We start from the raw sequence: 22,821 nt of genomic DNA, 5'->3' as shown, positions 1-22,821 counted from the left end.
TGGATATGGGCAGGCGGCTCGCGCGCCGATGTCCATGCGGCACATCCCGCTGGGCCGAACTGGGCGGACTTGTGGCACAAGGCGTGTCAAAAAGGGTCGAACCCGTCACCAATCGCATTGCTGCGCCAGGCGCTGTTCGATCGGCCCGGCAATCCCGACCTGTTGGCTTGGCTGGCAGTGCTGGCCCGGCAACGCGGCGGGAACAGCGGTCCGTCCGCCCTTCTCCTGACGTCGCTGCTCGAGCAGACCGACGTCAATTTTTCACTGGGCGAGCTGTGGGGAGTCCTTCATGCATTCGACGAACAAGACATCGATACCGCGTTTGCGGCGTTGGCGCCGCTGTTCCAACGCCATCTCTTGGCCGCAACACGCGACCGGATGATCGAACTGCTGACGAGCCCCGATCCATTTGTTCCGGCCAACCCGGTTGCGATGCTGTGTCGCACGATGCGCGCCGTGATTGCGCTGCGCACGGTTGCTGCAGGGGCTTCGCAGGCCGAGGTCGACGTGATGGCGGAGATGCTGTCGCAGCAAGCTGCATCGCAGCAGCCAGATGAGGATTCCGCGGAGGACGAAGACGCCACCGTGGTTCAACAGATCTATCGGATACCTTCGCTCGATTCGGCCGCCGTGCTGGGCCAATCGTGGCGTGCCCTCGACGACGATCGTCTCGTCGCGGTGATGCCCGCGTTCATCGCGCAGATCCGAGCCGACCGTTTGCTGTCGACTCGAACCGACATCGACCGCAGGATGACGGCACTCGAGCGCTTGCTGGTGCAGGTGGCCGCAGTCCGCCGCGGAGAGCAACTGGCACCGGTCGATCCGCTGGCAACGGCTTGCCTGCAGGCGCTGCGGGGGACGCTGGCAGCGGCCGCTGATTGATCGTCGTCGTCAGCTGCCAGTATCCAAGCCAGCGATCCGATCAGCCGCAATACCCCAGCTTGCCAACAGATTTGCTGCCGATGGCTGGCTGCCGGCCGCGCCCGGCACCCCGGCCGGCGTCCGGCTGAACCGCGGCGCAGGCGCCGGCTGCAGCACGCCATCGACGGTGACGAAGCTGCCGCGCGCCTGGTTGTGCGGATGGGCCGGCGCCTCGTCCCAGTCGAGCACCGGCGCGAAGCAGGCATCGCTGCCTTCGAGCAGCGCACACCATTCGTCGCGGCTGCGGGTACGGAACAGATCGCTCAGCCGCTCCCGCAGTTCGGGCCAGCGCGCCGGGTCGTCCCGCGCATCGAGCAGCGGATCGTCCTGCAGATCACACAGGCGGCGCAGCTGCGCGTAGAACTGCGGCTCGAGTGGGCCGATCGCGACATGTTTGCCGTCGGCGCAGGCATAGGTGGCGTAGAACGGCGCGCCGCCATCGAGCAGGTTGTCGCCGCGCCGGTTGCTCCATTTGCCGGCCGCCTTCATGCCGTACATCATCGCGCCGAGCAGCGCGGCGCCGTCGGTCATTGCCGCATCGATGACCTGACCCTTGCCGGACTGCCGCGCCTCGTGCAGCGCGCACATCACGCCGAACGCCAGCATCATCGCGCCGCCGCCGAAATCGCCGACCAGGTTCAGCGGCGGGGTTGGCGCTGCGTCGGCCGGGCCGATCGCATGCAGCATTCCGCTCAATGCGATGTAGTTGATGTCGTGGCCGGCCGCCAGCGACAGCGGGCCGAACTGGCCCCAGCCGGTCATCCGGCCGTAGACCAGCCGCGGGTTGCGCTCGAGGCAGGTATCGGGGCCGAGCCCCATGCGCTCCATCACGCCGGGCCGGAAGCCCTCGACCAGCACATCGGCGACGCCGACCAGATCGAGCACGGTCTCGACCGCCTGCGGCTGCCGCAGGTCCAGCGCCAGCGCCGGCCGGCCGCGGTTCAGCACGTCGTAGCTGCCGTCGACGATCGCTGGCGCGCCGGTCGGCGGACGGGTGATGCGCAACACCTCGGCGCCCATGTCGGCAAGCATCATCGCGCAGAACGGCCCCGGCCCGAGGCCGGCCATCTCGACGACCTTCAGGCCGGCCAGCGGCCCTTGCTTGCGGGTGTCGGTCTGCGTCATCAGAGCCGCTCGATGATCGTCACATTGGCCATGCCGCCACCCTCGCACATCGTCTGCAGGCCGTAGCGCTTGCCGCGCTGGCGCAAGGCGCTGACCAGCGTCGCCATCAGCCGCGTGCCGGACGCGCCGAGCGGGTGGCCGAGCGCGATCGCGCCGCCATTGACATTGAGCCGCTCGGGATCGGCGCCAGTCGCTTGCAACCAGGCCAGCGGCACCGACGCAAAGGCCTCGTTGACCTCGAACAGGTCGATGTCGTCGACCGACATGCCGGCCTTCTTTAGCGCCGCCAATGTCGCCGGCAGCGGCGCCTCGAGCATGATCACCGGGTCATGGCCGATCACGCTCAAATGGACGATGCGGGCCAGCGGCTCGACGCCGAGCGTTTTCAGGCCGCGTTCGTTGACGACGACGACGCCGGATGCGCCGTCGCAGATCTGGCTCGCATTGGCTGCACTGATCGTGCCGCCTTCGGTGAGCAGCTTGACCGAGGCAATCGCCTGCAGCGAGGTCTCGAAGCGGATGCCTTCGTCGACTCGGTGCAGCTCGCCGTTGCCGGTGCCGTCGGCAAGGCGGGTTTCGACCGGCAGCAGTTCGGCATCGAAGCAGCCGGCCTGCGTCGCCGCGATCGCTCGCCGCTGGCTTTGCAGCGCATAGGCATCGAGCTGTTCGCGCTGCAGGCCGTATTTGCGCGAGATCATCTCGGCGCCAACGAACTGGCTGAATTCGATGTCCGGATACCGGGACTGCATCCGCGGGCTCATGTAATAACCGAGCTCATGCTTGCGCGGCAGCGCCGACGGCATGTTCATCGGCACCCGCGACATGCTTTCGACTCCACCGGCGATCACGATGTCCATCGTCCCCGACATCACCGCCTGCGCGGCGAAATGCAACGCCTGTTGCGACGAGCCGCACTGGCGGTCGATCGACGTGCCGGGCACCGATTCGGGCAGGCTCGATGCGAGCACCACGTTGCGCGCGACATTGCTCGATTGCTCGCCGGCCTGGCCGACGCAGCCGAAGATCACGTCATCGATCGCCGCCGGATCGGCGCCGCTGCGCGCGACCAGCGCATCGATCACCTGGGCGCCGAGGTCGACCGGGTGCCAGCCCGACAAGCGGCCACCGCGGCGGCCTCCGGCCGTGCGGGCCACGGCAACGATATAGGCTTCTGTCAATTCAGGACCTCGTCAACGTTTCAGAATTTTCTCGACCGGGTTCGGGCGCAGCCTGAACGCATCCTGCATGCCGGAGCCGAGCAGCGGCCGCAAATAAAGCCGGAACGCATCGGTCACGTCGGTGCCCGACGACGCGATGAATTCATCTTCCATCGTGCGCGTCTTGCCGGCCACCGCTTCGAGCGGCAGTAGTTCGTAGTCGACCGAGTAATAACCATTGCGCTTGATCGCGACGGATCCGCTGCGATCGCCCCACAACGCATACTGCACCGCCTTCTCGCCGACCTCGCGCGCTTCGCGCTGGTCGACATCGCTGACACAGCCGACGAAGCTGCGTTGCAGATAGCCGAAGGTATCGCCACGCACCCGCTTGATGCCGAGCTTGTTCTTGATTTCCTCGCACAGCAGGTCGGCGAGTGCACCGGTGCCGCTCAGCTGCACGTTGCCATGGGCATCGCGTTCCAGATCCTTTGCCAGCTTGACCAGCATCGGCTGACCGTCGGCATCGTGGATGCCCTCGCTGACCGCGACAACGCAGCGGCCATGGCGCTCGTACGCGGCCTTGACGTCGCGCAGGAAGGCATCGATCGAGAAGTCGCGCTCCGGCAGGTAGATCAGGTGTGGCCCGTCGTCGGCGAATTTCTTGCCGAGTGCCGATGCGGCGGTCAGAAAGCCGGCATGGCGGCCCATCACGATGCCGACATAGACGCCGGGCAGCGACGCGTTGTCGAGATTGGCGCCGGCAAAGGCCTGGGCGACAAACCGCGCGGCGCTCGGAAACCCCGGCGTATGGTCGTTCAGCACCAGGTCGTTGTCGATGGTTTTCGGAATGTGCACGCAGCGCAGCGGATAACCGGCCTTGCGCGCCTCCTCCTCGACGATGCGCACGGTATCCGACGAATCGTTGCCGCCGATGTTGAAAAAATGCTCGATCTGGTGCGCCTGCAGCACCTTGAACATTTCCTGGCAATACGCGAGGTCGGGTTTGTCGCGGGTCGAACCGAGCGCCGATGAAGGCGTCTTCGCGACCATCTCGAGGTTGTGGCTGGTCTCCTGCGTCAGGTCGACAAAATCCTCGTTGACGATGCCGCGCACGCCGTGCTGCGCGCCGTAGACCCGCGTGACCTCGCGAAAGCGCCGCGCCTCGAGAACGACACCGACCAGCGACTGGTTGATGACCGCAGTCGGCCCGCCCCCTTGTGCAACCAGAATCTTGCCTGACGACATGCTGCCACCTCATGGATGCCGAAAGATCGGCACATGGTAGCGCGCCGGGCAGCCCTACTCCGGAAAGACGATCGTCTTGTTGCCGTTCAGCAGCACCCGGTCCTCCAGGTGGTGGCGCACCGCCCGCGCCAGCACCCGGCGCTCGATGTCGCGGCCCTTGCGCACCAGCTCGTCGGGCTGGTCGCGGTGGCTGACGCGTTCGATGTCCTGCTCGATGATCGGGCCCTCGTCGAGGTCGGCCGTCACATAGTGGGCGGTGGCACCGATCACCTTGACGCCACGATCGAAGGCCTGGTGATACGGCCGCGCACCCTTGAAGCCGGGCAGGAAGCTGTGGTGGATATTGATGCAGCGGCCCGCCAATCTGCGCGTCAGCTCGTCAGACAGGATCTGCATGTAGCGGGCCAGCACGACCAGTTCGACGCCGTTGGCCTCGATGATCTCGAGCAGCTTCGCTTCCTGCGCCGGTTTTGTCTCGGCGGTCACCGGCAGGTGGTGGAATGGCACACCGAGCGGCGACAGGTGGCGGTAGGTCTCGGCCGGGCTGTTCGAGACGACGCCGACGACATCCATCTCCAGTTCGCCGATCCGCCAGCGGTACATCAGGTCGCCGAGGCAGTGGTCGAATTTCGACGCCATCAGCAGCACCCGGCGGCGGCGTGACGCGAGCCGCACCGTGGTCTTCATCGCGAAGCGCTCGAAGACCGGCTGCAACTGCGCGCGGACAGCCTCCTCGTCGAGTTCGCCGAGGTCGCAGCGGTCGAACACGATGCGACCGAAGAACTGGTCGCTGTGCAGGTCGTCGAACTGCTGCGAATCCAGGATGTTGCAGTCCATCTCGAGGATCGCGGTCGACAAGGCGGCAACGATGCCGGGGCGGTTGCGGCAGGCGGTGGTCAGGATGATTCGATCGCTCATGAATTCGGCAGGCGGGGCTGACTCAAAGCCCTGCGTTGAGGCGCTGCAGCAGCGTTGAAAGATGCAATTGTCCCGCTTCCTTGGCCATGCGGTCGAGATGGCCCGGCTGCTGCACGAACAGCCCGGGCACTCCTGCTGATCGATGCAACTGTTCGCGGGCTGCTCTGAACCGCCGATTCGATTCGGCTCGCCGGGGTGTTCCCTTCGTTGCCTGCTGACCGATGCGAGCCGAACGGCCGAGCCCTCGGGAACGATTCGGGCGCCGGGCCGTGCCCCATGCAGGCGCTTGCGGCCCGGAGCGGACATCTGGCGCCTGGGCCGCGCCAGACTTTGTGGGAGGGGCTTCAGCCCCGATTCGGGATCTTGGCCGCGCGCATGCCCTTCGAATTGCATGCCAAGACCGAGCGGCGCGGCAGGCGGCACCCGGTCGTGGCTCATGATGCGGCGGTCCTCGCTGGCGCTCGGACTGCGCTGCGATGCTCGGTCCAGGGTCACGCGGCGGAACTCGCTACGTTCGCTGCGCTCACTGCGCTCGGACAACCGCCGCGAGTATGTTTGTTGATGCTCGCTGCGCTCGCCGACCCTGAACCTCCGCTTCTCGCCGCCGCATAAATCGCCCCGCCCGGGCACCGCCTTTCGCGCTGCAACGATGGTGCGCTTCGCCGAAGTCCTCGGTGCTGAAGCAAAGGCGTGGGCGGGTGGCTGCTGGCGCGCATATGCGCAGCCGAGAAGCGGAGGTTTTGTGGCCCGCGAGCGCAGCGAGCATCAACAACTGGCTTGTCGCGGACTGTTTGAGCGTAACGAGCGAAGCGAGTGCAGCGAGTTTCCGCGACGGGCCACAAGACCGAGCATCGCAGGGAACCCGAGCGCCCGGCGCGAGGGCAAGCATCTAAGCGCAAGCGGCCGCCCGACCGCGCCTTTGCTCTCGGTTGATGGGAAGTAATGAGTCGGAACGGTCTGCCGCGCCGCTGCGTCCTGCTATGTGGCATAAGCCCGAATCGGGGCTGAAGCCCCTCCCACAAAGTCAGCCCATCCAGCGAAATCAACGGCCGCTCCGGGCCGAATCCAGTCAAAGCTGCCGACCCTTCGCCCGGCCTGCACTTGCCTACACTCCCGTCATGCCCACCTCCACCGCCGAACCACCAATGAGTAATGCATCGAATGCGGTTCGGCAGTTGCGCCAGATCCTGCTGTGGCCGCTGCGGCTGATGCCGTTGGCCGGGGCCGCGCAGCAGCGGCCGTGGGAGGTGCTGCGCGCGCTCGGCGACGCGTCGCCGTGGCGCGAGGTCGTCGATGAATATACCGGCGACCGCGACGGCTTCCACGAGCGCCATTACAACGAGTTTGTCGCCTTCCTGCCCTATGTGCAGCAGTTCCTGTATGGCGAGGGACGCGCTGCGTCGGGGCCGCAGCGCGGCGATCCGGGGCCGCCGATGCGCGTCTTCCGGCGCAGCGACATCGCAGCGATCCGCATCGTTTCCCGCAGCGACGAAGCCGCTCTGACACTGCACGTGGTGCACGTCGACCTGTATTTCTTCTTCGACGTCGATGTCGTGATGCTCAATGTCGAGGTCGCGACCGAAGGCCTGCAGCTGGCGCAGGCCCAGGAGCTGATGTACCGCTTCGGCCGCGCCTACCCGGCCGGCTGGGACGACGACGGGCGGGCACTGCACTGCCTGCACAGCGTCGAGTGGTTGGCCGCCGACGGCAGCGTGCTGGCTGCGTCCGATGCGCAGCAGCGCGACATCTTTCTGAGCCACTTGGCAGCACACCGCGCGCCACGCATCGCCAGCCACTGGGACTTTCTGCTGCGCCCGCTGGTCAACGACCACAGCGAAACACCCGGCGAGTTGCGCTACCGGCAGATCGAGTACTACCGGATGCCGATGCTGGCCTACCTTGCCGTCGACGATCCGCAGGCCCTGACGCGCAGCGATTTTGTCCGGCTCGGGCTGGTGACCGGCGCGGCTGCGCCCGATGCGATCGACCTGCCGTATGCGGAACCGCACCTGGCCGATTTCGAACAGCGCTTCTGCTACGACCGGTTCTGGACCCCGGGCGGTGCTGCGCCGCATACCCGCTACCTGTGCAGCGGCCACGCGATCGTCGTGGTCGGCGATGCCGGCAGCCGCTTCTTCACCTGTCCGGACCGCGGCGTGCTGGCGCAGTTTCGTCACCAGCATTTCATGCTGTTCCTGATCGCCCACCTGCAGAAGGCGTCGCTGCTGATGTTCTCGGACCGCCTGGTCGAGGCCTTGAAGGCGCTCGACATCGGCGACGCGGCCAGCGTGCGGCGTTTCAAGCGCGCGATTCGCGGGAGTTTCGAGGGTTTTCTGCGCTTCACGCACCGCTACTGGTTCCACGAGGTGTCGGAACAGGCGCAGATCCGCGGGCTGTTCCAGATGTGCTCGCAGCACCTCGGCCTCGACCCGCTGTATGCCGAGGTCAAGGAACGGATGGCCGACATGAACACCTACCTCGACGCCGACAGCCAGCGCCGCCAGGCCAATACGATCGTCAGGCTGACCGTCGTGACGATCCTCGGCCTGGTCGGTACCGTGACGACCGGCTTTCTCGGCATGAACCTGCTCGCCGAAGCCGATGCCCCGCTGCAACGCAAATTGAGCTGGTTTGCGGTCGTCTTCGTCGCGACGATGGTGCTGACCTTCTACACGATGTCGAAGTCGAAGCGGCTGTCGGACTTTCTCGATGCCGTCTCCGACGAGCGGCTCTCCATCTGGGCCAAGCTGCGTGTGCTGACCACCGTCTGGCGGAGAAGTGCCTAGGGCAAGGCCTCAGCGATAGGCGATCCACCCGGCCGGGATCAGGGCAATCGCCAGGCTGATCGTCACGAATGACGCAACCGTCGCAGCCAGCAGTGCCGCGGCGCTGAATCGCTCATGGCCGAAGCGCTGCGCGAGCACCGGATAGATGCTCAGCATCGGCATCGCGGCAAACAGCACAGCCGCCGCACGCAGCAGCGGATCGGCCGGCGGCAGCAGCCAGACGAACAATGCGATGCACAGCGGATGGATCAGCAGCTTGCCGCCGGCCACCAGCGCGATGTCGGCGCGCATGCCGGTCAGCTGCAGGCCGACCAGCGTGCCGCCGATCACGAACAATGCGGTCGGCGGCGCAGCCGCCGCCGCCATCGCGACGGTCCGGTCGAGCACCGGATGCAGGCCGATGCCGAATGCCGAGACCAGCGCACCGGCCACGATTGCCAGGATCATCGGGTTGCGCAGCAAGCCGAGCGCGGTTGCGCGTAGCACCGGTCCGGCCCGCCGTTCGCCGCTGCCGCTGGCGGCGAGCGCGAGCAGCAGCGGGATGATCAGCATGTTCTCGACCAGCGTGGTCAGCGCCAGCGCAATGCCGGCGCTCGGGCCGATCAGTTGCAGCGCCAGCGGATAGCCGATGAATACGCTGTTCGAGCCGGCCGCGCCGAGCGCCTGCACCGCGGCGAGCGACAAGGATGCGCGGCGCAGGCGCAGCGCGACGGCCAGCACCAGAGCCACCGTCAGCAGCGAGCCGGCCGCATAGACGAACAGAAAATCACCGTGCAGCACCTGGTCGAGCGGCTGGCGCGTCACGGCCCGGAACAGCAGCGCGGGCACGCAGAACTGCGCGACGAAGCGGCCGAGGATGCGCATGTCGCTGCCGGCCATCCAGCCCATGCGCACCGTGATGAAACCGGCCGCGATCAGCAGGTAGATCGGCGCGGTGACGCCGAGCACGTTCAGCATCGGCGGCACCCTGCCCGATCGGGCAAGCGGCTCATCGAGCGCCCGGCGGCAGCGTCCAGCGCAATGATTCGTGGCCCTCGGCCCAGGCGCGGTTCGATATCGATGGATCGCGGTTGACGAGTCTGCGGCCGAACATCGGATGGCGCATGCTGCGCACCTCGTGTTCGATCGTCGCCAGCACCGCACCGCTGTCGAGATCGACGATGTCCTGGAAGCGGTATTCGCTTTCGTCGGTTTCCATCGTGACCAGCCCACGCTCGAGCAGCCGACGGTGCACGCCCGAAAAATCCGCGACGCTGACCTGCAGGTGGTGGCCATCGTAGGCCGGCAGTTCGCGGCCGGTCTCGCGAAAACGCAGCCGCTCGCCGATACCGACCGGCACATCGGCGAACACACCGTCGGCATCCCGGCCGACGCGGCCCGGCGAAGCCAGCATTTCGCGGTAGAAACGGGCGATTGGCTCAGCCCGGCCCGGCGCGACATCGATTTCGACACATGGCATGCCGAGCTCCAGCGATGCAGCGAACGCAGTCTGCGGCGGATGGATGCGCAGCCGGTTGCCCCACGGGCAGCGGACATCGACATGCTCGCGGTGCGCCTCGAAGCCGAAGCCTGTGCCCGCGAGCCGCGGCGCAACGGTGCTCAGGCGAGACAGCAATGCCGGCAGATCCGGCAGCACCAGATGCACCCTGCCGCGCAGCACCTGCGGCGCACCGGTCGGCAGGTGAAACTGGCAACGCCCGACATTGATCCACATGTTGTCGATGCCGGTGTGGATGAATGGATCGCGCGTCAGCCCGAGCCCGCTGACGTAGAACAGCGTCGCCTGCTGCTGGTCCGGCACACGGACATTGACATGGCCGAATTCGACCAGGTTGCCGACGTCCTGGCTGCGGCGGTCAAACGGACATGGGATTGCTTGGTTCATCTCGCGGCAATGCTACGCCGAGAGGCAGGAGCGCGGGCGCTGCTGCTCAGGCTTTGGTCGCAGAACGCCGGGACCGCTTCTTCGCCGCGACGGGTTGCCCGATCTCGCGCAGGCTGGTCTGGATGAAGCTCAGGTGCAGGTTGGCGGCATTTCGCGCTGCCACCGGGTCACGGGCAACGATCGCCTTGACGATTTCGACATGCTGATCGTCGAGCAGTGCGATGTTGCCGGACTGGCGATACAAGACCTCGCGCGAACGCATCATGTTGCTGCGCATCAGGTTGAAGATGCCGCGCATCACGTGGACCAGCGCGACATTGTGCGAGGCCTCGGCCACCGCCATGTGGAAGTCGACATCGAGGTCGGCATCCTCCAGCGGCTCGCGTTCGCGCCGCCGCTTGCGCATCTGGGCCGACATCTCGCGCAGCCGCTTTGCATCGGCGTCGGTGGCGCGGATCGCGGCAAACGACGCGGCAACACATTCGAGCCCATGGCGCAGTTCGAGCACGTCGTCGACGGTCGACGGATGGCGCTGCAGCAGGTGCACCAGCGGGTCGGTGATGATCGGCCCGGTGATGTCGGTGACGCCATAGCCGCCACCGCGCCGCGCCTGCACCAGCCCGCGGCTTTCCAGCAGCAGCAGCGCCTCGCGCAACGACGGGCGCGATACGCCCAGATCCTTCGCGAGATCGCGTTCCGACGGCAACGCATCACCGGGCCGCAACTGGCCGGCGACGATCATCTGCTCGATCTGCTCGGTGATCGTCTCGGACAGCCGCGGCTTGCGGGGTCGCGCAACGGCGCTGAAGCGTGAGTCGGTGGTATTCGGCACGGTGTCGGCAGCACGCCCGCCATCATGGCGATGACGGAAGATGACAACAGAATATCAGCGGATGCCGATGGTCTGACCAGTATTACCACCGATGTCTCCCCCGGCGAATCGGTGCAAACATGGGTCTGCGATACGACCATACACCGACAGGACGGCGCGATGAATCCCGAAGACGATATCGACCAGACCGAAACCAGTGAGTGGCTCGATGCGCTGAGCGCAGTGCAGGCCTGGCGCGGCAAGACACGCACCAACTACCTCGTCAACCGGCTGGTCGACAAGGCCCGCGCCGACGGGGTATATGTGCCGCGCTCGTTGACGACGGCGTACAAGAATACGATCGCGCCGGAGGACGAGGAGAAGTCGCCCGGCGACCGTGCGATCGAGCACCGGCTGCGCTCGATCATCCGCTGGAATGCGCTGGCGATCATCCTGCGCGCGAACAAGGACAGTTCCGAACTCGGCGGCCACATCGCGAGTTTCCAGTCGGCGGCGACGCTGTACGACATCGGCTTCGGCCACTTCTGGCATGCACCGACCGACACGCATGGCGGTGATCTGGTTTTCATCCAGGGCCACAGTTCGCCAGGCATTTATGCGCGCGCCTTCATGGAGGGGCGGCTGACCGAGCAACAGTTGCTTGGTTATCGGCAGGAGACCGAGGGCAAGGGCCTGTCGTCCTACCCTCACCCATGGCTGATGCCCGATTTCTGGCAGTTCCCGACCGTGTCGATGGGCCTTGGCCCGCTGCTGGCGATCTACCAGGCCCGCTTCCTGAAATACCTGCAGGGCCGGGGCCTCGCCGAGACCGGCCCGCGCAAGGTCTGGGCCTTCATGGGCGACGGCGAGATGGACGAGCCCGAATCGCTCGGCGCGATTTCGCTGGCCGGCCGCGAGGGGCTCGACAACCTGATCTTCGTCATCAACTGCAACCTGCAGCGGCTCGACGGCCCGGTGCGCGGCAACGGCAAGATCGTGCAGGAGCTCGAATCGGTATTCCGCGGCGCCGGCTGGAACGTCATCAAGGTGCTGTGGGGCAGCGGCTGGGACAAGCTGCTCGCCAACGACAACAGCGGCATGCTGCTCAAGCGAATGGAGGAATGCGTCGACGGCGAATACCAGGATTTCAAGAGCAAGAGCGGCGCCTATGTGCGCGAGCATTTTTTCGGCAAATACGACGAGACGCGGGCGCTGGTCGCCGACATGAGCGACGACGAGATCTGGAGCCTGACGCGCGGCGGCCACGATCCTGAAAAGGTCTTTGCCGCCTACGCCGCAGCGGTCAGGCACACCGGCCAGCCGACGCTGATCCTGCCGAAAACCGTCAAGGGCTACGGCATGGGCGAATCGGGCGAAGGCCAGATGATCGCCCACCAGGCGAAGAAGATGACGCAGGATGCGCTGCGGGGTTTTCGCGACCGGTTCCAGATTCCGGTCGCCGACGACGATCTGGCGAACGTGCCCTTCGTCAAGCTGCCCGACGACAGCCCGGAGATGAAATACCTGCACGAGCGGCGCGCCGCGCTCGGCGGCTACCTGCCGCAGCGCCGGCGCCAATCGGCCTCGCTGCCGGTGCCGCCGCTGTCGACCTTCCAGCGCCTGCTCGACAGCTCCGGCGAACGCGAGATCAGCACGACGATGGCCTTCGTGCAGATGCTCGGCACGCTGGTGCGCGACAAGCAGATCGGCAAACACATCGTGCCGATCGTCCCCGACGAATCGCGCACCTTCGGCATGGAGGGCATGTTTCGCCAGCTCGGCATCTGGTCGTCGCTCGGCCAGTTGTACAAGCCGCAGGATGCCGACCAGCTGATGTATTACCGCGAATCGAAGGACGGCCAGGTGCTGCAGGAAGGCATCAACGAAGGCGGCGCGATGTCGAGCTGGATCGTCGCGGCGACCTCGTACAGCAGCAACGACGTGCCGATGATCCCGTTCTACATCTACTACTCTATGTTCGGGCTGCAGCGCGTCGGCGACCTCGCCTGGCTGGCCGGCGATATCCGCGCGCGCGGCTTCCTGCTCGGCGGCACTGCCGGGCGCACCACGCTGAACGGCGAAGGCCTGCAGCACGAGGACGGACACAGCCACATCCTCGCCGGCACGATTCCGAACTGCATTTCCTACGACCCGACCTTTGCCTACGAGGTGGTGACGATCATCCGCGACGGCATGCGCCGGATGTATCAGGAGCAGGAGGACGTCTACTACTACATCACGCTGATGAACGAGAACTACCCGCATCCCGGCATGGCCGATGCGGGCGACGGCGCCGAGCAAGGCATCCTGAAAGGGCTGTACAAGCTGCGCGACGGCGGCAAGGCCAAGAAGGGCATGCGAGTGCAGCTGATGGGCAGTGGAACCATCCTGCGCGAGGTGATCGCTGCGGCCGATCTGCTGCGCGACGATTTCGGCGTGACAGCCGATATCTGGAGCGCGACCAGCTTCAATGAACTGCGCCGCGACGGCATGGCCGCCGAGCGCTGGAACCTGCTGCATCCGACCGAAAAGCGCCGCCGAAGCTGGGTCGAGAGCTGCCTCGACGGCAACGAGGGCCCGGTCATCGCATCGACCGACTACATGCGCAATTACGCCGACCAGGTGCGCGAATATGTTCAGGCCGCCGGCCGGCGCTACACCGTGCTCGGCACCGACGGATTCGGCCGCAGCGACTACCGCGTCAAGCTGCGCCGGTTCTTCGAGGTCGACCGCTTCCACGTGACGGTCGCCGCGCTGAAGGCACTGGCCGACGACGGCGTCGTCAAGCCGCAGCTGGTCGCCGATGCAATCAAGAAATACGGGCTCGATACCGAGCGGGCCGCGCCCTGGACCGTTTGAGCCGAGACAAGGATTCCCACATGAGCCAGTCAATCGACATCAAGGTTCCGGACATCGGCGACTTCACGGATGTGCCGGTGATCGAGATCTTCGTCCAGCCCGGCGATACCGTGAAGGCCGAGGATCCGCTGCTGTCGCTGGAGTCGGACAAGGCGACGATGGACGTGCCGGCGCCGCAGGGTGGCAAGGTCAAGTCGATTGCCGTCAAGGTCGGCGACAAGGTCAGCGAAGGTTCGGTGATCATGAGTTTCGAGGCCGCCGGTGGCGCGGCAGCGGCGCCGGCCGAGGCCGCCAAACCGAGCGTCAGCGCGCCGCCAGCGCCGGTCAATGCGCCGTCTGGCGTCGCCGAGGTGCGGGTGCCGGACATCGGCGACTTCAGCGACGTGCCGGTGATCGAGATCTTCGTCAAGCCCGGCGACACCGTGAAGGCCGAGGACCCGCTGGTTTCGCTCGAATCGGACAAGGCGACGATGGACGTGCCGGCGCCGCTCGGCGGCACCGTCAAGGAGGTCCGCATCAAGGTTGGCGACAAGGTCAGCGAGGGCAGCGTGATTTTGGTGTTGTCGACCGGTGCGGCCGCACCAGCGGCAGCGGCAGCGCCGGCGGCGCAGCCAGCCGCCGCGCCCGGCGCAGCGGCTGCTCCGGCGGCAGCGGCGCCGGCCAGCGGCGGCATCGACGAAGCGGCATTCGCACTGGCCTATGCCGGCCCGGCGGTGCGCAAGCTGGCGCGAGAGCTCGGCGTCGACCTCGGCAAGGTCAAGGGCAGCGGCGATCACGGCCGCATCCTGCGCGAGGACGTCGAAGCGTTCGCGAAGGGCGGCGCCGCTGCCGCGGCTGCTGCGCCAGCGAAGTCCGCCGGAGCGGCTGCCGCCCCGAGCGCAGGCGGCGGCGGCGGCCTCGACGTGCTGGCCTGGCCGAAGGTCGATTTCGCGAAATTCGGTCCGGTCGAACGCCGCGAGTTGTCGCGGATCAAGAAGATCTCGGCCGCCAACCTGCACCGCAACTGGGTCGTCATTCCGCACGTGACGAGTCAGGACGAGGCCGACATCACCGACCTCGAGGCCTTCCGCGTGCAGATGAACAAGGAACTCGAGAAATCGGGCATCAAGCTCAGCATGCTGCCGTTCCTGATGAAGGCGGCGGTCGCGACGCTGAAGAAGTTTCCGGAATTCAACGCCAGCCTCGACGGCGACAGCCTGGTGATCAAGAACTACTGGCACATCGGCTTTGCCGCCGATACGCCGAACGGGCTGATGGTCCCGGTGATCCGCGACGTCGACCAGAAGACGCTGCCGCAGATTGCACAGGAGATGGGCGCACTGGCCAAGCTGGCACGCGACGGCAAGCTCAAACCCGACCAGATGTCGGGCGGCACCTTCACGATCTCATCGCTGGGCGGCATCGGCGGCACCTTCTTCACGCCGATCATCAACGCACCGGAGGTCGCGATCATGGGTGTCTGCAGAAGCTTCTGGAAGCAGCATTCGAACGACGGCAAGACCTCGAGCTGGCGGCTGACGCTGCCGCTGTCGCTGTCGTGGGACCACCGCGTGATCGATGGTGCGGCCGCGGCGCGCTTCAACGTGCATTTCGCCAACCTGCTCGCCGACATGCGGCGGATCATGTTCTGAGGGGATCGGCTTCATGTCAAAACTGGTCGAGGTAAAAGTCCCGGACATCGGCGACTTCAAGGACGTCGCGGTGATCGAGGTGATGGTCGAGCCGGGCGAAACGATTGCCGTCGATACCGGGCTGGTGATCGTCGAATCGGACAAGGCGTCGATGGAGATCCCGTCGACCCATGCCGGTGTCGTCAAGGAAGTGCGCGTCAAGCTCAACGACAAGGTCAGCGAAGGCACGGTGCTGCTGCTGCTCGAGGAATCGGCGGCCGCGGCCGCGCCGCCGGCGAAACCGGCCGGGCAGGCGCCAGCGCCAGCCCAGGCTCCCGCGGCCGCACCGGCACCCGCTGCCGCCAGCAGCGCCGCCAGCTACAGCGGCAAGGCCGACCTCAGCTGCGAGGTGCTGGTGCTCGGTGCCGGGCCGGGTGGCTATTCGGCGGCATTCCGCAGCGCCGACCTCGGCATGAAGACGGTGCTGGTCGAGCGTTATGCAACGCTCGGCGGCGTCTGCCTGAATGTCGGCTGCATCCCGTCGAAGGCGCTGCTGCACACCGCATCCGTGATGGACGAGGTGCGCCACCTGCCCGACCACGGCATCAGCTACGGCGCACCGAAAATCGACATCGACAAGCTGCGCGCCTTCAAGGACGGCGTGATCAAGAAGCTGACCGGTGGCCTCGCCGGCATGGCAAAGATGCGCAAGGTCGAGGTCATCACCGGCGTCGGCAGCTTCCTCGACCCGCACCACCTCGAGGTGGTCGGCGACGGCGGCAAGAAGACCGTCGTCAAGTTCGACAAGGCGATCATCGCCGCCGGCTCGCAGCCGGTGAAGCTGCCCTTCATGCCCGACGACGAACGCGTCGTCGATTCGACCGGCGCGCTGCTGCTGAAAAATATCCCGAAGCGCATGCTCGTCGTCGGCGGCGGCATCATCGGCCTCGAGATGGCGACCGTCTACTCGACGCTCGGCACCCGCATCGACGTCGTCGAGATGCTCGACGGCCTGATGCAGGGCGCCGACCGCGACCTCGTGAAGGTCTGGGACAAGATGAACCACCACCGCTTCGGCAGCGTGATGCTGAAGACGAAGACGGTCGGCGCGAAGGCGACCAAGGGCGGCATCGAGGTCAAGTTCGAGGGTGACAAGGCGCCGAAGGAGGTGCAGGTCTACGACCTGGTGCTGGTTGCGGTCGGGCGCAGCCCGAACGGCAACAAGATCGGCGCCGACAAGGCCGGCGTTGCGGTCAGCGACCGCGGCTTCATCAACGTCGACAGGCAGATGCGCACCAACGTGCCGCACATCTATGCGATTGGCGATATCGTCGGCCAGCCGATGCTCGCGCACAAGGCAGTCCACGAGGCGCATGTCGCGGCCGAGGCGGCAAACGGCCAGCCGTCGTATTTCGATGCCCGGCAGATCCCGTCGGTGGCCTATACCGACCCCGAAGTGGCCTGGGCCGGCAAGACCGAGGAACAGTGCAAGGCCGAGGGCATCAAGATCGGCAAGGCGGTTTTTCCGTGGGCGGCGTCCGGGCGGGCGATTGCCAACGGCCGTGACGAGGGGTTCACCAAGCTGATCTTCGACGAGGCGACGCACCGGGTGATCGGCGGCGGCATCGTCGGCACACATGCCGGCGACCTGATCAGCGAAGTCTGTCTGGCGATCGAGATGGGCTGCGAGCCGACCGACATCGGCAAGACCATCCACCCGCACCCGACGCTCGGCGAATCGATCGGCATGGCCGCCGAGATGTTCGAAGGCGTCTGCACCGACCTGCCACCGCAGAAGAAGAAATGAGCCTGCCTGCGCCGGCCCGGATCAAGCATTGAACAATGGCACTTCGCCTTGCCTTCGAGGTCAGCGGCAGCGGCCCGCCGGTCGTGATCCTGCACAGCCTGCTCGGCTCGGGCCGCAACTGGCGGCCGATCGCCGCCGAGCTGGCCCAATCGCACCGGGTCTACTGCGTCGATCTGCGCAACCATGGCCACTCGCCATGGGCGGCATCGATGGAATATGCCGAGATGGCCGACGACGTGCGGATGCTGATCGAGACCGAAAAGCTCGAGCAGCCGCTGCTGATCGGCCATGGGCTCGGCGGCAAGGTCGCGATGGCGCTGGCGCTGAAGAGCCCGGCGGCGATCGGCCGGCTGGTCATCGTCGACATCGCACCGGTGTCGTATGCCGAGCGGCTGCTGCCGTATTTCGAGGCGGTCAGCGGCATCGACATCCGCTCGGCCGACGAACGCCGGATCGCGCTGCAGCGCATCACCGAAAAGATGCCGGGCTCGGCGGCGGTTGGTTTCCTGAACGACCTCGCTGCGGCACCGGCCGATCTGCTCGACGAGCGGCTCAACCTGCAGGCGATCGCCACGTCGGTGCGCACGCTGTGCGAGTTTCCGCCCGAATTGCTGCTGCTCAGCTGCCCGCTGCCGACGCTGCTGATTCGCGGCGCCCGCTCCGACCGCGTCCAGCCGGCCGCGGCGGCGGCGCTGACCGAACAGTTTCCGCAGCTGCGGGTGGTGACGATCGACGGGGCCGGCCACTGGGTCCACGCCGACCGCCCGGCGCAATTCATCGCTGCACTGGCACTCGAATGATGGCGACGATATCCGCACCCCGAACGCCGGAGCCGCCGCTGCGGCAGGCCATGCTTGACAATGCCGATATCCGAGGCAGCATGGGCATCCTGTTCGCGGTCGCGCAGACACGTTGGCCCGGATCTTTTTTCACGACGAGGAGAAATAGATGAGCAAGCAACGCGTGGTTCTGGTCACTGGCGGCATGGGTGGCCTCGGTGAGACGATTTCGACGAAGATGGCCGACGCCGGCTACAAGGTGGTCGTCACCTATTCGCCCGGCAACAAGACGCACGACGAATGGGTCAAGCAGATGAAGGAGCGCGGCTACGACATGCTGGCCGTCGCATGCGACGTCGCCGATTTCGATTCCTGCTCGAAGGCGGTCGCCGAGGCGCAGGAAAAGGCCGGCCCGATCGATGTGCTGGTCAACAACGCCGGCATCACCCGCGACACCACCTTCAAGAAGATGGACAAGGTCAACTGGGATGCGGTGCTGCGCACCAACCTCGACAGCCTGTTCAACATGACCAAGCAGGTCGCCGACGGCATGGTCGAGCGCGGCTGGGGCCGCATCATCAATGTCTCGTCGGTCAACGGCTCGAAGGGCGCCTTCGGCCAGACCAACTATTCGGCCGCGAAGGCCGGTGTGCACGGCTTCACGAAGGCGCTGGCGCTCGAGGTGGCGAAGAAAAACGTCACCGTCAACACGATCTCGCCGGGTTATATCGGCACCAAGATGGTCACCGCGATCCCGAAGGAAATCCTCGATACCAAGATCCTGCCGCAGATTCCGGTCGGCCGGCTCGGCAAGCCGGAAGAGGTTGCCGGCCTGATCATCTACCTCGCGTCCGAGGAGGCGGCATTCGTCACTGGTGCCAATATCGCGATCAACGGCGGTCAACACATGCAATGAGGCACTGAACATGAACAAACACGGCATCGATCAGGAAGCCCTGATCAAGCAGTTTTCCGAGGCCAGCGCCCAGCAGGGCGATGCGATCCGCAAGGCGGTCACGGAAGCGACGCTGAAAGCGCTGCAAAGCCGCGAGCTGACGCTGGCCAACATCAAGCAGGTGCTGGCCGGCGTCACGAAGGCGGCATCGACCGGCGCTGCGAAGAGCCCGCTCGATGCCGTCGATGTCGAGGCGATGCTCGGCAAGGCGGTCGCCGGCATGGACGATGCACTCGAGAAGGCGGTACAGGCGAACCGGGTTGCATTGCAGCAGATGGTCGAGCAAGGCGTCAGCGTGCGCGAAACCCATCTGAAGAAGGCGCTGGCCGACATCGACAAGATGGAAGACAGCATGTTTGCGGCGATCCGCAAGGCGGCCGCCGAAGCCGGCGAGATGCAGGGGCCATGGACCAGCGTGCTCAGCGCGGCTCAGGGCAAAGGCACCGGCACCGGTGCGCAGGCGGCGGCGACACTGCAGCAGTTCATGGACACCGCGCAGCAGAACCTGCGCGAGAGCCGTGAAATGGGCATGCGGGCATCGCAGGCGATGCTCGACAGCTATGCGACGCTGGTCAGCGGCGTGCTGATCGGCATGGCCGATGCGCTGAAACAGGGCGAGACCAAGCCGGCGGCGGCCCGCAAGAAGTAAAACCTGTCCCGGTCGTGGCCTTTGGCCATGGCCGGGCTTGCCGGCGCCGCGCAGCCGGTAGCATTTGTCCATCCGCAGCAGGCGTCCTGCAGTCCCGCCGGCCGATCTTGACCGGCGTCTGCAGGATCAGCCTGTGCCCTCGTCGAGCGGGTCCAACCACCACGGCACATGGACGCACTGATCCTCGCCCGCATGCAGTTTGCGGCGAACATCACCTTCCACATCCTGTTCCCGACGATCAGCATTGCCCTCGGCTGGCTGTTGCTGTTTTTCCGCTGGCGCTGGCTGGCCACCAAGGACGGTGCGCCCAGCGAGGCGCAGGGCTGGCTCGACGCCTACCGCTTCTTCACGAAGGTCTTTGCGCTGACCTTTGCGCTCGGTGTCGTCAGCGGCATCACGATGAGTTTCCAGTTCGGCACCAACTGGCCGGGTTTCATGGAGACGGTCGGCAACGTCGCCGGCCCGCTGCTCGGCTTCGAGGTGCTGACGGCATTTTTTCTCGAGGCCGGCTTTCTCGGCATCATGCTGTTCGGCCACGGCAAGGTCAGCGAGCGCATCCACCTGCTGGCGACCTTTTTCGTCGCCTTCGGCACCAGCCTGTCGGCGTTCTGGATCCTCGCGCTGAATTCGTGGATGCAGACGCCGACCGGCCACGAGGTGCGTGACGGCGTCTACCACGTCACCAGCTGGCTCGAGGTGATCTTCAATCCGTCCTTCCCGTACCGCTTCACGCACATGATGCTGGCGTCGGCGCTGACCTGCGCCTTCCTGCTGGTCGGGCTGGCATCGTGGCAACTGCTGAAAGGTGTCGGCCAGCGTTCGGCGCCGCGGGTGATGCGGGTCGGCCTGACGCTGGCGGCGGTGCTGGTGCCGGTTCAGATCTTCGTCGGCGACCTGCACGGGCTCAATACGCTGAAGCACCAGCCGGCGAAGATCGCCGCGATGGAAGGCGTCTGGGAAACCCAGCGCGGCGCGCCACTGCTGCTGTTTGCGGTGCCCGACGCCAGCGAACGCCGCAACCATTTCGAGGTGAAGATTCCGAAACTCGCGAGCTTCATCCTGACCCACGAATGGGAAGGCGAGGTCAAGGGGCTGAACAGCTTCGGCAGCGACCACCCGCCGCCGCTGCCGGTATTTTTCGCCTTCCGCGTGATGGTCGGCATCGGCATGCTGATGCTGGCGACGAGCTGGATCGGCTGGTGGCTGTGCCGGCGCGCCGGCTGGCAGGCCGAGCGGATTCCGCGCTCGCTGCTGTGGCTGTTTGCCGGCATGACCTTCTCCGGCTGGTTTGCGACGGTTGCGGGCTGGTATGTGACCGAGATCGGCCGCCAGCCGTTCGTCGTGCACGGCCTGGTGCGCACCGCCGATGTCGCGTCGACGATACCGTCGTCGATGATCGGGCTCAGCCTGACGCTGTACCTGCTCCTCTACATCGCGCTGGTGTTGTCGTATGTCGCGGTGCTGAAATACATGGCCGAAAAACCCGAGGAAGCGCTGACCGAGGAGCCGGGCGACGAACGCGCGGTTCCCGGCAGCGGCGCGCCGCGGCGGGCGGAGGCCGGCACATGAACTGGATGGATTTCGACCGGGCGCTCCCGGTCATCTTCATGATCCTGATGGGCGTGTCGATGCTGATCTATGTGGTCAGCGACGGCTACGACCTCGGCGTCGGCATGCTGATGCACCGCGCCACCGATGCCGAGAAGGACATGATGATCGCCAGCATCGGCCCGTTCTGGGACGCCAACGAGACCTGGCTGGTGCTCGGCGTCGGCATCCTGCTGATCGCATTTCCGAAGGCCCATGGCCTGGTGCTCGGCGAGTTGTACATGCCGGTGGCGCTGATGCTGGTCGGGCTGACGCTGCGCGGCGTCGCCTTCGACTTCCGGGTCAAGGCCCGCGATTCGCACAAGACGACATGGGACCGGCTGTTTTTTGCCGGCTCGACGCTGGCCGCCGTCTCGCAGGGTTGGATGCTCGGGCGTTATGTCAGCGGCTTCGGCACCGGCTGGAACTATCCGCTGTTCGCCGCGGCGATCGCGGTTGCGCTGCCGATGGCCTACGTGATGATGGGCGCGACCTGGCTGATCCTGAAAACCGAGGGCGAGCTGCAGCAGCGGGCCGTCGAGTGGGCGAAGATCGCCTGGCTGCCGATGGTGATCGGCCTGGTGCTGATTTCGATGGCAACACCGTGGATCAGCGAGACGGTGCGCGAGCGCTGGTTCTCGTTGCCGGAGATCATCGCGCTGATGGCGATCCCGCTGATGACCGGCGTCAGCCTGCTCGCGGTGCGCGGGCTGCTCGATGCACGGGCGGTCCGCGGGCCATTGTGCTGGTTGCCGTTCCTGCTGCTGATCCTGGTCTTCCTGCTCGGCTTCCTCGGCCTGGCCTACAGCATCTATCCGTATGTCGTGATCGGCCAGCTGACGATCTGGCAGGCCGCAAGCAGCCCGGCCGCGCTGAAGGTGATCCTGATCGGCGTGTGCATCTCGGTGCCGGCGATCGCCGCATATACGATCTATTCGTACCGGGTCTTCGGCGGCAAGCTGACAAAGCTCAGTTATGCCTGAACAACGCCACTGACCGCGCCGTCCACCCCTGCAGCGCAGCCCGATGAGATCGACCCGCCAACAGGCACGTTTTGCCGGGCTGCTGTACCTGATGCTCGGGCTGACCGCTCCGATCGGCCTCGTTTATGTTCCCGGCCAGCTGATCGTCCGTGGCGACGCGGTGGCAACCGCCGAGCGCATCCGTTCGTCCGAATGGCTGCTGCGCCTGGGCATCGCCAGCGAGCTGATCCATCAGGTGATTGCGGTATTTCTGGTGCTTGCCTTGTACCGCCTGTTCAGCCCGGTCGACCAGACACATGCGCGCTTGCTGGTGATCTTCGGTGCGCTGCTGTCGGTGCCGATCATGTTCGTCAACGTGCTGAACGAGGTCGCAACACTGACGCTGATTGGCGAGGCGGGCTTTCTCGACGTTTTCTCGCGCGCCGAGCGCGACGCCCTCGCCTACCTGTTCCTGCGCCTGCACGGCCAGGGCATCAGCGTCGCATCGGTGTTCTGGGGTCTGTGGCTGTTTCCGTTCGGACTGCTGGTGATTCGCAGTGGCTTCATCCCAGCCTGGCTGGGATGGCTGCTGCTGATCGCCGGCGCCGGCTACCTCGCGACCTCGTTCACGACGCTGGTGCTGCCGCAACATGCCGCGTTCGTCGAGTCGGTCGCATCGCCACTGCAATTTGCCGAGGTGCCGATCATCTTCTGGCTGCTGATCCGGGGCGCGCGGCCCGGCACCGACAGCAGCTGACGCAC

18 protein-coding genes are annotated in these 22,821 nt (G+C 66.0%); 11 read left to right on the top strand and 7 right to left on the bottom strand.

From position 1 onward, the window contains the following. The first annotated feature begins 117 nt into the window (after positions 1-117). Entirely contained in the window at positions 118-882 is a 765-nt protein-coding gene (locus ACNH6H_RS25055) for a hypothetical protein (RefSeq protein WP_418320988.1), read from the top strand. 9 nt (positions 883-891) lie between these two features. Here the strand turns inward: ACNH6H_RS25055 and ACNH6H_RS25050 are convergent, their stop codons facing one another. From ACNH6H_RS25050 to purU, 4 genes are read right to left on the bottom strand one after another with little or no spacing between them, the layout of a single operon-like run. Continuing rightward, entirely contained in the window at positions 892-2,046 is a 1,155-nt protein-coding gene (locus tag ACNH6H_RS25050) for a CaiB/BaiF CoA transferase family protein (protein ID WP_418320987.1), read from the bottom strand. Continuing rightward, complete coding sequence (locus ACNH6H_RS25045) at positions 2,046-3,224, bottom strand: acetyl-CoA C-acetyltransferase (RefSeq protein WP_418320986.1); 1,179 nt, start codon at positions 3,222-3,224, stop codon at positions 2,046-2,048. Before ACNH6H_RS25045 ends, ACNH6H_RS25050 begins: the two co-directional genes overlap by 1 nt. A gap of 12 nt (positions 3,225-3,236) precedes the next feature. Next, complete coding sequence (locus ACNH6H_RS25040; RefSeq protein WP_418320985.1) at positions 3,237-4,451, bottom strand: 6-phosphofructokinase; 1,215 nt, start codon at positions 4,449-4,451, stop codon at positions 3,237-3,239. Positions 4,452-4,505: 54 nt separating this feature from the next. Continuing rightward, positions 4,506-5,369 (bottom strand): formyltetrahydrofolate deformylase, encoded by an 864-nt coding sequence (purU, locus tag ACNH6H_RS25035; RefSeq protein WP_418320984.1) that lies wholly within the window; start codon positions 5,367-5,369, stop codon positions 4,506-4,508. 1,118 nt (positions 5,370-6,487) lie between these two features. On the opposite strand from purU, the gene ACNH6H_RS25030 reads away from it, so the two are divergent. After that, positions 6,488-8,155: a hypothetical protein gene (locus ACNH6H_RS25030; protein ID WP_418320983.1), complete on the top strand. Its 1,668-nt coding sequence runs from the start codon at positions 6,488-6,490 to the stop codon at positions 8,153-8,155. Between the two features lie 9 nt (positions 8,156-8,164). Here the strand turns inward: ACNH6H_RS25030 and ACNH6H_RS25025 are convergent, their stop codons facing one another. From ACNH6H_RS25025 to ACNH6H_RS25015, 3 genes are read right to left on the bottom strand one after another with little or no spacing between them, the layout of a single operon-like run. Next, positions 8,165-9,112, bottom strand: coding sequence for an AEC family transporter (locus ACNH6H_RS25025; protein ID WP_418320982.1), 948 nt, complete (start codon positions 9,110-9,112; stop codon positions 8,165-8,167). Between the two features lie 31 nt (positions 9,113-9,143). Beyond that, the gene (locus tag ACNH6H_RS25020; protein WP_418320981.1) at positions 9,144-10,040 is read right to left on the bottom strand and encodes a VOC family protein; all 897 of its coding nucleotides are present in this window, start codon (positions 10,038-10,040) and stop codon (positions 9,144-9,146) included. A 46-nt stretch (positions 10,041-10,086) separates the two neighbouring features. Further along, the gene (locus ACNH6H_RS25015; protein ID WP_418320980.1) at positions 10,087-10,872 is read right to left on the bottom strand and encodes an FCD domain-containing protein; all 786 of its coding nucleotides are present in this window, start codon (positions 10,870-10,872) and stop codon (positions 10,087-10,089) included. Positions 10,873-11,031: 159 nt separating this feature from the next. Between ACNH6H_RS25015 and aceE the strand changes: the two genes are divergently transcribed. The 9 genes from aceE (at position 11,032) to ACNH6H_RS24970 (ending at position 22,816) form a co-directional block, all read left to right on the top strand. Then, the gene (gene aceE, locus ACNH6H_RS25010) at positions 11,032-13,710 is read left to right on the top strand and encodes a pyruvate dehydrogenase (acetyl-transferring), homodimeric type (protein ID WP_418320979.1); all 2,679 of its coding nucleotides are present in this window, start codon (positions 11,032-11,034) and stop codon (positions 13,708-13,710) included. A 20-nt stretch (positions 13,711-13,730) separates the two neighbouring features. Next, entirely contained in the window at positions 13,731-15,341 is a 1,611-nt protein-coding gene (aceF, locus tag ACNH6H_RS25005) for a dihydrolipoyllysine-residue acetyltransferase (protein ID WP_418320978.1), read from the top strand. 13 nt (positions 15,342-15,354) lie between these two features. Further along, a complete protein-coding gene (gene lpdA, locus ACNH6H_RS25000; protein WP_418320977.1) occupies positions 15,355-17,127 on the top strand; it encodes a dihydrolipoyl dehydrogenase in 1,773 nt (590 codons plus the stop codon). 35 nt (positions 17,128-17,162) lie between these two features. Beyond that, on the top strand, positions 17,163-17,927 hold the full coding sequence (locus tag ACNH6H_RS24995; RefSeq protein WP_418320976.1) for an alpha/beta fold hydrolase: 765 nt from the start codon (positions 17,163-17,165) through the stop codon (positions 17,925-17,927). Between the two features lie 148 nt (positions 17,928-18,075). After that, the gene (phbB, locus tag ACNH6H_RS24990) at positions 18,076-18,822 is read left to right on the top strand and encodes an acetoacetyl-CoA reductase (RefSeq protein WP_418320975.1); all 747 of its coding nucleotides are present in this window, start codon (positions 18,076-18,078) and stop codon (positions 18,820-18,822) included. A gap of 10 nt (positions 18,823-18,832) precedes the next feature. After that, positions 18,833-19,510 (top strand): DUF6781 family protein, encoded by a 678-nt coding sequence (locus tag ACNH6H_RS24985; protein ID WP_418320974.1) that lies wholly within the window; start codon positions 18,833-18,835, stop codon positions 19,508-19,510. Positions 19,511-19,678: 168 nt separating this feature from the next. After that, entirely contained in the window at positions 19,679-21,079 is a 1,401-nt protein-coding gene (locus tag ACNH6H_RS24980; RefSeq protein WP_418320973.1) for a cytochrome ubiquinol oxidase subunit I, read from the top strand. Then, positions 21,076-22,080 (top strand): cytochrome d ubiquinol oxidase subunit II, encoded by a 1,005-nt coding sequence (locus ACNH6H_RS24975; protein ID WP_418320972.1) that lies wholly within the window; start codon positions 21,076-21,078, stop codon positions 22,078-22,080. The genes ACNH6H_RS24980 and ACNH6H_RS24975 overlap by 4 nt, the downstream gene beginning before the upstream one ends. Positions 22,081-22,123: 43 nt before the next feature. Beyond that, the gene (locus tag ACNH6H_RS24970) at positions 22,124-22,816 is read left to right on the top strand and encodes a DUF4386 domain-containing protein (protein WP_418320971.1); all 693 of its coding nucleotides are present in this window, start codon (positions 22,124-22,126) and stop codon (positions 22,814-22,816) included. The last annotated feature ends 5 nt before the right edge of the window (positions 22,817-22,821 follow it).

It is taken from the genome of Pseudideonella sakaiensis, from assembly GCF_048320135.1.
GTDB lineage: Bacteria > Pseudomonadota > Gammaproteobacteria > Burkholderiales > Burkholderiaceae_C > Ideonella_A > Ideonella_A sakaiensis_A.
This window is presented reverse-complemented; position numbering and strand designations above follow the sequence as displayed.